Raw genomic sequence first — 9,813 nt, 5'->3', positions numbered from 1 at the left:
CTATGTATAGATAGATACGCGGGCAAAAAACTCAGCCAGCAACGGGCGGGTAGTCCAGTTCGCCGCTATCGGTCAGGCCTTGGCTGCGCGCTGCGGCCAGCTCTTTCTGAACCTGGGCGCGGCTCTTGTCGCCAGCGTGGGCAAACGGGGCGGCGGCGTAGCCTTCTTCGCCAGACACCAGTTCACCGTTGGCGCGGGCGGCGGCCAGTTCTTGCTGCACCTGGGCGCGGGTCACCGTGCTTTGCGTGTTCAAGGCGGGCGGGTAATCCAGCTCGCCGGCTTGGGCGGCGCCGATAAAGGAAGCGGACAGGATCAGGGCGGATACGAGGGTCTTCATGGTTGATCTCCGGAAGGAAGTTCGTTGTGCGATCTAGATAAACTATCTACTTATAGGTAGATAACAAGGGAAATAAAAAAGCGTTCCTACTGTATTTCTGGTGTCGGCGCTGGCGGGTTGGTTGGGTGCGCTGCGTCGATGGATGAATCTTACCTACTACTAGATAGATAGCGCAAGCGGTTAATGTGAAACAACGTATTTCATGATGCGCTTCGGCAACGGACCCGGGCGTTACGCGGCTCCCGCAGCAAGCTGCCGCGGGGGCCGTCCGTGGCGGTCGTCTCAGGCCGACAATGCCTGCATCACCGCATAAAGATCCGACTTGCCCTCGAAGCCGATGCCAGGCAATTCCGGCATGGCGACATATCCTGCCTCGACCTTGACCCCATCCGGGAACCCGCCAAACGGCTGGAACAAGTCCGGGTAACTTTCATTGCCCCCCAGGCCCAGGCCCGCCGCGATGTTCAACGACATCTGGTGCCCGCCGTGCGGAATGCACCGGCTGGCGGACCAACCGTGCTGCCTGAGCATGGCCAGGGTGCGCAGGTACTCGACCAGGCCATAGCTGAGCGCGCAATCGAACTGCAGATAGTCCCGGTCCGGCCGCATGCCGCCATAGCGGATCAGATTGCGGGCGTCCTGCATCGAGAACAGGTTCTCGCCGGTAGCCATGGGCTTGTCGTAATAGTTGCGCAGCGTTGCCTGAAGCTCGAAGTCCAGCGGATCGCCGGGCTCCTCGTACCAGAACAGGTCGTACTGGGAGAGCGCCTTGGCATAGGCGATGGCCGTGTCCAGATCGAAACGGCCATTCGCGTCCACGGCGAGCTTCTGGCCGTCCTGCAACACGCTCAGGATCGAATCTATGCGCCGCAGATCCTCGTCCAGCGATCCGCCGCCGATCTTCTTCTTCACGACCGTATAGCCGCGGTCGATGTAGCTGCGCATCTCGTCCTTGAGCTTGTCGTGGTCCTGGCCGGGGTAGTAGTAGCCGCCAGCCGCGTAGACGAAGACCCGGCGATCGGCCTGGCCATTGCCGTAGCGGTCGGCCAGCAACTGGAACAGCGGCTTGCCCTCGATCTTTGCGACGGCATCCCACACGGCCATGTCGATCGTGCCGATCGCCACCGAGCGCTCGCCATGACCGCCGGGCTTTTCATTCTTGAACATGGCGTCCCAGACCTTGTGGGGGTCCAGATTGCGTCCCGTGGCGTCGGCAAGCGAGTCAGGCTCGGCCTCCATGATCCGGGGAATGAACCGCTCGCGCATGAGTTTGCCCTGGCCATAACGGCCATTGGAATTGAAGCCGTAGCCGACCACGGGCTTGCCGTCCCGGATCACATCGGTGATCACGGCAACCAGGCTCAGCGTCATCTTGCTGAAGTCGATGTAGGCGTTGCGGATGGGCGAACTGATCGGGAGCGTCTGTTCGCGGATTTCGACGATTCTCATGGCTTGTCTCCGTTATGGCGGCGATGGGAACCGGTAGGTTAGTGGCGGAAAGCTGGCCTAGAATTCACTTATGTTCATTTGATTATTAACTTTCAGTGAAAGCCGACCTGGCCTCCGAACTGCATTTCTTCGTACTGGTCGCCCGCCTGGGCAGCCTGTCGGCGGCGGCACGGCAGCTTGACCTGACGCCCCCAGCGGCCACCAAGCGTCTGGCGCTCATGGAAAGCCGCCTGGGCGTGCGCCTGCTCAACCGCAGCACGCGCAGCATCAGCCTCACAAACGAAGGCGAAACCTACCTGGCTTACGCGACCCGCATCCTTGCCGACCTGCGCGAGATGGAGGACGTGGTGTCGAGCAGCGGCGCCGAACCGCGCGGCCTGATCCGGGTCAATGCCACGCTGGGATTCGGCCGCACCACCATCGCGCCGCTGGTCTCGGACTTCGCGAAACGCTATCCCCAGGTCGATGTCGAACTGGAGGTCACGGACCGGCCAGTGGACCTGGTGGAAGGCGGATTCGACCTGGCCATCCGCTTCGGAGAACTGCCCGACAAGCGCCTGGCCGCCCGCCGCGTCATGACCAACCGCCGCTTCCTGTGCGCCTCCCCGCTGTACCTCAAGGCCCACGGCACGCCGGCCACACTGGCCGACCTGGCGCGCCACCGCTGCATCCTGCACCGGCAAAACGACGAGGCGCACGGCGTCTGGCGATTCACGCGCGCCGGCCGCGCCGAGGTCGTGAAGGTGGAAGGCGGCCTGTCCAGCAATGACGGCGACATCGTGCTGGGATGGGCCCTGGACGGCCACGGGATCCTGGTCCGCTCCGAATGGGATTTGGCCAAGTATCTGGAAAGCGGAAGGCTGCGCGTGGTGCTGCCGGAATTCGCGCTGCCATCGGCCGACCTGTTCGTGTATTACCCGCAGCGCCGCAACCAGACGGCCAGGACGCGCGCGTTCATTGATTTTCTGGTCGAGGCGTTCCGGCCGGCCGACGCCGGCAAAACACCCAGCCGGCCAGGCCCATCGTCCGCCCCGCCCTGATAGCGCATCGCCACAAAACAAAACCCCGGCGTTCCTGAGGAAACGCCGGGGTTTGCGCGTGAAACTTCGCGGGCGCGAGGCTTAGAACGGAATGTCGTCGTCCATGTCGGCCAGGTTCGCGCCGCTGCTGGCCGGAGCCGCCGCGGGAGCCGGGCGCTGCTGGGGCGCCGGGCGCTGCGCCGGTGCGCGCTGCTGCTGCGGACGCGAAGGCGCGTCCTCGTAGCCGCCGCCGCCGTAGCTGGCGCCGCCGCCGCTGCTGTCGTCGCGGCCGCCCAGCATTTGCATCTGGTCGGCGACGACTTCGGTGCTGTAGCGGTCAGCGCCGGTGTCCTTGTCTTGCCACTTGCGCGTCTTCAGGCGGCCTTCGATGTAGACCGAACGGCCCTTCTTCAGGTATTCGCCGGCGATTTCGGCCAGGCGGTTGTACATGACGACGCGATGCCATTCCGTTTCTTCGCGCTTCTCGCCGCTGGCCTTGTCCTTCCAGGTCGAGGTGGTGGCGATGGACATATTGCAGATTGCCGCCCCGTCGGGGCTGTAGCGGACTTCCGGGTCGCGACCCAGATTGCCCACGAGAATGACTTTGTTAACCGATGCCATGCCGATGTCCCTCTGTTGTTGACAGCCTGCGCTTTGCGTTGCCGCGAGCGCGCCGGCAACAACATAAAAAAGCGATGTTGAAGACCGGCTTCATGAAACACGCCGGTCATCATAGCGATGACCGGCGATGCCAGGTGAAGCCCGTGTTGAAGCGTATTATCGACGAAAGCGCCCGCCGCGCCAAACGGGAAAAGTGACAAATCCATCCCGCCCGGGAAACAAATTCGCCGCCGTTGGACGCCGTTGGCGCCCTGATCGGCGACTTTCCGCGGGCCTGGGGAAAGCCCCCAAGTTCAAGCCAGCGGCCGCAGCGCCCAGGTGACCGCCAGCCAGACCGCCGACAGGATGGCGGCGGCGATGAATACCGCGCTGGAGCCCGAATGCGACGCCAGCCACCCGCCCAGGGCGCCGCCCGTAAACAGGCCTGCAGCCTGCGCGGTGTTGTAGAAGCCCAGCGCCAGTCCTTTGTAGGCTTGCGGCGCCACACGGGACACCAGCGAGGGCTGCAGGGCCTCCAGCACATTGAACGCAATGAAGAATCCGGTCAGCGCGGCGGCCAGCGTGTAGAAGCCATGGCTGGCGGCCGGCAGCAACGCACAGACCAGCACCAGGCCCGCGACGCTGGCGCGCAGCGCGCCCCGGTGCGCCCGGCGCTTTTCCGCCACGAACACCACCGGCACCATCAGCACGAAAGAAACCAGGATGACCGGCAGGTAGACTTTCCAGAGGTCGCGTGCGTCCAGCCCGCCCACCTTGGCCAACAGCGCCGGCACCACGACAAACAGCGACACCTGGATCAGGTGCAGCACGAAGACGCCGAAATTCAGGCGCAGCAGGTCGCGATGGGTCAGGACCTCGCGGGGACGGGCGGCCTGCATCGTGCGGGCCTGGGTGCGCGGCACCACCGGCACCACCCAGCGCGCCACGGCCAGGCACACGACGCCCAGGCAGGCAATGGTCCAGAACAGCCCCGACAGCCCCCACCAGCCCACCAGGACCGGCGACAGGACCAGCGATACGGCGAACGACAGGCCGATCGACCCGCCCACCATGGCCATGGCCCGCGTGCGCACCTCGTCGCGGGTGGCGTCGGCCAGCCAGGCCGTGACGGCGGCGGAAATGGCCCCGGCGCCCTGGATGGCGCGGCCTATGGTGATCCAGAACACATCCGTGGCCTGCGCACAGACGATGCTGCCCGCCACGAACAGCAGCAGCCCGAAGAGCACGACCGGCCGGCGGCCCCAGCGGTCGGACGCCAGTCCGAAAGGAATCTGCATGAAGGCCTGGGTCAGGCCGTACATGCCCAGCGCCAGTCCCACGCGCACCGGATCGTCGCCCCCCGGCATGCCGCTTGCGGCAACGGCAAACACCGGCAGCAACAGGAAGAGCCCCAGCATCCGGGCGGCGAACAGGCCGGCCAGGGCCACGCTGGCGCGGCGCTCGGAAGGGGTCAATTTCAGTTTTTTATCTGCCGGCATGCGGAAATTTCAACAATGACAAGGGCGTCGCGCATGCTTGCATGTCATACGCTCACGGTCTGATCTGGCGGTGCGGCGCCGGCCTCCGGCCTGTCCAACCAGATGGACGGCCCTGAACGCGAGAGGATTCGGCGCGCTATAGTACCAAGTTGGCCTTTGAACCCGCTTAAAGGCGCCCGATGGACGTGAGGCCGGGACGTAACTACAGGAACTGTGCGACAGACGTGACCATACGCATCCGGGGTGCACGCACCCACAATCTCAAGAACGTCTCCCTGGACCTGCCGCGCCACAAGCTGGTGGTGGTCACGGGCTTGTCCGGATCCGGCAAGTCTTCGCTGGCGTTCGACACCCTGTACGCGGAGGGCCAGCGGCGCTATGTGGAAAGCCTTTCCGCATACGCCCGCCAGTTCCTGCAACTGATGGACAAGCCGGACGTGGACCTCATCGAGGGACTGTCGCCGGCCATCTCGATCGAGCAGAAGGCCGCGGGGCACAACCCGCGCTCCACGGTCGGCACCATCACCGAAATCCACGACTACCTGCGCCTGCTCTACGCGCGGGTGGGCACGCCCTACTGCCCCGACCACGGCCTGCCGCTGCAGGCCCAGAGCGTCAGCCAGATGGTGGACGCCGTGCTGGGCTGGACGCCGGAGACCCGGCTTGCTGTGCTGGCCCCTATCGCCCGCGGCAAGAAAGGCAGCTTCGAGGACGAGTGCGCCAGCCTGCAGGCGCAGGGCTACGTGCGCCTGCGCGTCGACGGCCAGATGGTGGAAATCGACGGCATGGCGCCGCTCAAGAAAACCGAGAAGCACGACATCGACGTCGTGATCGACCGCCTGCGCATCAAGCCCGAAAGCAAGCAGCGCCTGGCCGAGAGCTTCGAAACCGCGCTGCAGCTGGCCGAAGGCCGCGCGCTGGCGCTGGACATGGACAGCGAGCGCGAGCAGGTCTTCTCCAGCCGCTATGCCTGCCCCGTGTGCAGCCACAGCCTGCCTGAACTGGAACCGCGCCTGTTCAGCTTCAACAACCCGATGGGCGCATGCCCCAGCTGCGACGGCATCGGCCAGGTCGGCTTTTTCGATCCCAAGCGGGTCGTCGCCTTCCCCGAGCTCAGCCTGGCTGCCGGCGCCATCCGCGGATGGGACCGCCGCAACGCCTTCACGCACTCGCTGCTGACGAGCCTGGCCGCGCACTATGAGTTCGACATCGAGGCGCCGTTCGAAGACCTGCCGGAAGCGCTGCGGGACAAGGTGCTGTACGGATCCGGCGACGAAGAGATCTCCTTCCTCTATCTGAACGAAAAAGGCCGCAGCACCGTCAAGCGCCACACCTTCGAAGGCGTCATCCCGAACCTCGAGCGCCGCTGGCGCGAGACCGACTCGGCGACCGTGCGCGAAGAGCTGGGCAAGTATCGCAACATCAAGACCTGCCCGGACTGCGCCGGTTCACGCCTGCGTCCCGAAGCCCGCAACGTGCTGATCGGCCACGACCACCGCGGCGGCGAACGCCACGGCCAGGCCATCTACGAAGTCGAGGCCATGCCGCTGTCGAGCTGCCTGGACTGGTTCCGCAACCTGAACCTGACCGGCGCCAAGCAAGAGATCGCGCAGCGTATCGTGCGCGAAATCGAAGCGCGCCTCAGTTTCCTGAACAACGTCGGCCTGAACTATCTTTCGCTGGACCGCAGCGCCGACACGATCTCCGGCGGCGAGGCGCAGCGCATCCGCCTGGCCAGCCAGATCGGTTCGGGCCTGACCGGCGTGATGTACGTGCTGGACGAGCCCTCCATCGGCTTGCACCAGCGCGACAACGACCGCCTGATCGGCACGCTGCAGCACCTGCGCGACCTCGGCAACAGCGTCATCGTCGTCGAGCACGACGAAGACATGATCCGCATGGCCGACTGGGTCGTGGACATGGGTCCCGGCGCGGGAGAACACGGCGGCGAGGTCGTCGCCCAAGGCGACCCGGAAACCGTGCAGCGCGACCCCAACTCGCTGACCGGCCAGTACCTGAGCGGCGCCCGCGCCATCGCCATACCCGCGCGCCGCCCCGTCAACGACGAATTGCCGTGGCTCACCCTCACCGGCGCCAGCGGCAACAACCTGAAGGACGTGGACCTGCGCCTGCCCGCGGGCCGACTGATCTGCGTGACCGGCGTGTCCGGATCGGGCAAGTCCACGCTCATCAACGACACGCTGGCGGTCGCGGTCTCGCGCCAGCTGCACCACGCCCAGAGCGAACCCGCTCCCTACGTGTCGATGCAGGGGCTGGAGAACTTCGACAAGATCATCAGCGTGGATCAGAGTCCCATCGGACGCACGCCGCGCAGCAATCCGGCCACCTACACCGGTCTGTTCACGCCCATCCGCGAGCTCTTCGCCGGCGTGCCGGAAGCGCGCACCCGCGGCTACGATCCCGGCCGCTTCAGCTTCAACGTCAAGGGCGGCCGCTGCGAAGCCTGCCAGGGCGACGGCGTGGTGAAGGTCGAAATGCACTTCCTGCCCGACATGTACGTGCCGTGCGACGTCTGCCACGGCAAGCGCTACAACCGGGAAACCCTGGAGATCCGCTATCGCGGGCGCAACATCAGCGAAGTGCTGGACCTGACGGTCGAGCAGGCGCTGGAATATTTCGACTCGGTTCCGGCCATTGCGCGCAAGCTGCACACGCTCATTGACGTGGGCCTGTCGTACATCCGGCTGGGCCAGAGCGCGACCACGCTGTCGGGCGGCGAGGCGCAGCGCGTGAAGCTGTCGCAAGAGCTGTCCCGCCGCAGCACCGGCCGCACGCTGTACATCCTGGACGAACCCACGACCGGCCTGCATTTCCGCGATATCGAACTGCTGCTGCAGGTGCTCAACCAGCTTGTCGACGCCGGCAATACCGTGCTCATCATCGAACACAACCTGGACGTCATCAAGACGGCCGATTGGCTGGTCGACATGGGTCCGGAGGGCGGCGACGGCGGCGGTCGCGTCGTGGCGCAGGGCACGCCGGAGGCCGTCGCGGCCACCCCGGCCAGCCACACCGGCCAGTATCTGGGCAAGCTCCTGCGCCGCGCGCCGGACGCCTGAACAGCAACCTTCAATCCGTAGGGAATGGCATGTACACCTTGATCATCGGCAACAAGAACTACTCCTCGTGGTCCATGCGTCCGTGGATCGCCCTGCGCGCCGCGGGCGTTCCTTTCACGGAACAGAAGGTCGGCCTGTTCACCGAGGAATTTGCAGCGCGGCTGGGCGCGGTGTCGCCGGCGGGCCTGGTGCCCGTCCTGCTGGACGGCGACTTCGCCGTGTGGGATTCGCTGGCCATCTGCGAATACGCCGCCGAACGCCATCCGGACGCCGCCCTGTGGCCGCAGGACGCCAAGGCCCGCGCACGGGCCCGCTCGCTGGCCGCGCAGATGCACAGCGGGTTTTCCGCCCTGCGCCAGGCCATGCCCATGAATATCGAGGCCGACCTGCCTGGCATCGACATCCCCGACGCCGCGCAACAGGACATCTCGCGCATGCAGGCCATCTGGCACGATACGCGCGCGGAGTTCGGCCAGAGCGGGCCTTTCCTGTTTGGCGGATTTTCGATCGCCGACGCCTTCTTCGCGCCGGTGGTGTCGCGCTTCATCACCTATGGCATCGCGGCGGCGGGCCCGGTGCGCGACTACATGGACGCGGTGCTGGCGCTGCCGGCCATGCAGGAATGGATGCGTGATGCGCGCGCCGAAGCCACCTTCGTGGCCGCGGACGAACCCTACCGCACGCACCGCTGACGAAGGCGGCTACGCCATGTCGAACAGCCGCTTGTGTTCGCGGATGGCGTAGCGGTCCGTCATGCCGGCGATGTAGTCGGCAATGGCGCGGGCCTGCTCATTGAACGTGGCGCGGCGGTAATCGGGCGGCAGCAGCCGCGGATCGTCCAGGAAAGCCGCAAACAGCTCGCGCACGATGCGCCGGGCCTTGCTGGTCATGCGCAGCACGCGGTAATGCCTGTAAAGGTTATCGAACAGGAATTTCTTCAGCGTGTCCGCTTCGCGCCGGATCTCGTCTGAAAACCCCGCCAGCGGCGGCGACCGCCGCACGTCGTCCGCACTGGCCGGCGCCGCGTCGCGGATGCGCGCAAGCGAAGTCCGCGTCAGGTCGACGATCAGCGTATTGATCATTCGGCGTATGGTTTCGGACACCGCGCGGCGAGGCGCCAGGCCCGGATAGCGATCCACCACGTGGGCATGATGGCGTTCGAAGATCGCCACCTCTTTCAACTGCTCCAGCGTGATCAGCCCTGACCTCAGGCCGTCGTCGACGTCGTGGTTGTTGTAAGCGATTTCGTCGGCCAGGTTGGCCAGCTGCGCCTCCAGCGAGGGTTGCGTGCGGCTCAGGAAGCGTTCTCCGACGTCTCCCAGCAGGCGCGCGTGTGCGACGGAGCAGTGCTTCAGGATGCCTTCACGGGTTTCGAAGCACAGATTCAGGCCATTGAAATCCGCGTAGCGCTCTTCAAGCTCGTCCACCACCCGCAGGCTTTGCAGGTTGTGCTCGAAACCGCCCGCTTCCGGCGCCAGTTCGCGCATGCAGGCGTTGAGCTCGTCCTGCCCGGCATGGCCGAACGGCGTGTGGCCCAGGTCGTGCGCCAGCGAAATGGCCTCGGTCAGGTCTTCCGAGAGCCGCATGCTGCGCGCCAGCGTGCGCGCGATCTGCGCCACTTCCAGGCTGTGGGTCAGGCGGGTGCGGAACAGGTCGCCCTCGTGGTTGACGAAGACCTGCGTCTTGTATTCCAGGCGCCGGAACGCGCCCGAATGGACGATGCGATCGCGATCGCGCTGGAACTCGGTGCGGTTCTCGGGCGGCGGCTCGGCGTGGGCCCGGCCGCGCGATCTGGACGGGTCGGATGCATAGGAAGCCAATTCATTCAT

General features: G+C 65.6%; 8 protein-coding genes. 3 read left to right on the top strand and 5 right to left on the bottom strand.

Going from position 1 to position 9,813, the window contains the following annotated elements:
- Positions 1–31: 31 nt before the first annotated feature.
- Together KYC_RS28340 and KYC_RS28335 are read right to left on the bottom strand one after the other, a co-directional pair.
- The gene (locus KYC_RS28340; protein ID WP_008169082.1) at positions 32–337 is read right to left on the bottom strand and encodes a DUF4148 domain-containing protein; all 306 of its coding nucleotides are present in this window, start codon (positions 335–337) and stop codon (positions 32–34) included.
- Between the two features lie 282 nt (positions 338–619).
- Positions 620–1,786 carry a mandelate racemase/muconate lactonizing enzyme family protein gene (locus tag KYC_RS28335; RefSeq protein ID WP_008169081.1) on the bottom strand — a complete coding sequence of 389 codons (1,167 nt, stop codon included), beginning with the start codon at positions 1,784–1,786 and terminating at the stop codon, positions 620–622.
- Between the two features lie 95 nt (positions 1,787–1,881).
- Here KYC_RS28335 and KYC_RS28330 point away from each other — a divergent pair, with 95 nt between their 5' ends.
- Positions 1,882–2,826: a LysR substrate-binding domain-containing protein gene (locus tag KYC_RS28330; RefSeq protein WP_008169080.1), complete on the top strand. Its 945-nt coding sequence runs from the start codon at positions 1,882–1,884 to the stop codon at positions 2,824–2,826.
- Between the two features lie 81 nt (positions 2,827–2,907).
- Here KYC_RS28330 and ssb read toward each other — a convergent pair whose 3' ends face one another.
- Positions 2,908–3,426 carry a single-stranded DNA-binding protein gene (ssb, locus tag KYC_RS28325; protein ID WP_008169079.1) on the bottom strand — a complete coding sequence of 173 codons (519 nt, stop codon included), beginning with the start codon at positions 3,424–3,426 and terminating at the stop codon, positions 2,908–2,910.
- Between the two features lie 293 nt (positions 3,427–3,719).
- Positions 3,720–4,904 carry an MFS transporter gene (locus tag KYC_RS28320; RefSeq protein WP_008169077.1) on the bottom strand — a complete coding sequence of 395 codons (1,185 nt, stop codon included), beginning with the start codon at positions 4,902–4,904 and terminating at the stop codon, positions 3,720–3,722.
- A gap of 224 nt (positions 4,905–5,128) precedes the next feature.
- Between KYC_RS28320 and uvrA the strand changes: the two genes are divergently transcribed.
- Together uvrA and KYC_RS28310 are read left to right on the top strand one after the other, a co-directional pair.
- Entirely contained in the window at positions 5,129–7,984 is a 2,856-nt protein-coding gene (gene uvrA, locus KYC_RS28315) for an excinuclease ABC subunit UvrA (protein WP_008169074.1), read from the top strand.
- Between the two features lie 29 nt (positions 7,985–8,013).
- Positions 8,014–8,676, top strand: a complete 663-nt coding sequence (locus KYC_RS28310) for a glutathione S-transferase family protein (RefSeq protein ID WP_008169072.1) — start codon at positions 8,014–8,016, stop codon at positions 8,674–8,676.
- Between the two features lie 9 nt (positions 8,677–8,685).
- Here KYC_RS28310 and KYC_RS28305 read toward each other — a convergent pair whose 3' ends face one another.
- A complete protein-coding gene (locus tag KYC_RS28305) occupies positions 8,686–9,813 on the bottom strand; it encodes a deoxyguanosinetriphosphate triphosphohydrolase (RefSeq protein ID WP_008169070.1) in 1,128 nt (375 codons plus the stop codon).

The sequence above is a fragment of the Achromobacter arsenitoxydans SY8 genome (genome assembly GCF_000236785.1).
Lineage (GTDB): Bacteria > Pseudomonadota > Gammaproteobacteria > Burkholderiales > Burkholderiaceae_B > Achromobacter > Achromobacter arsenitoxydans.
This window is presented reverse-complemented; position numbering and strand designations above follow the sequence as displayed.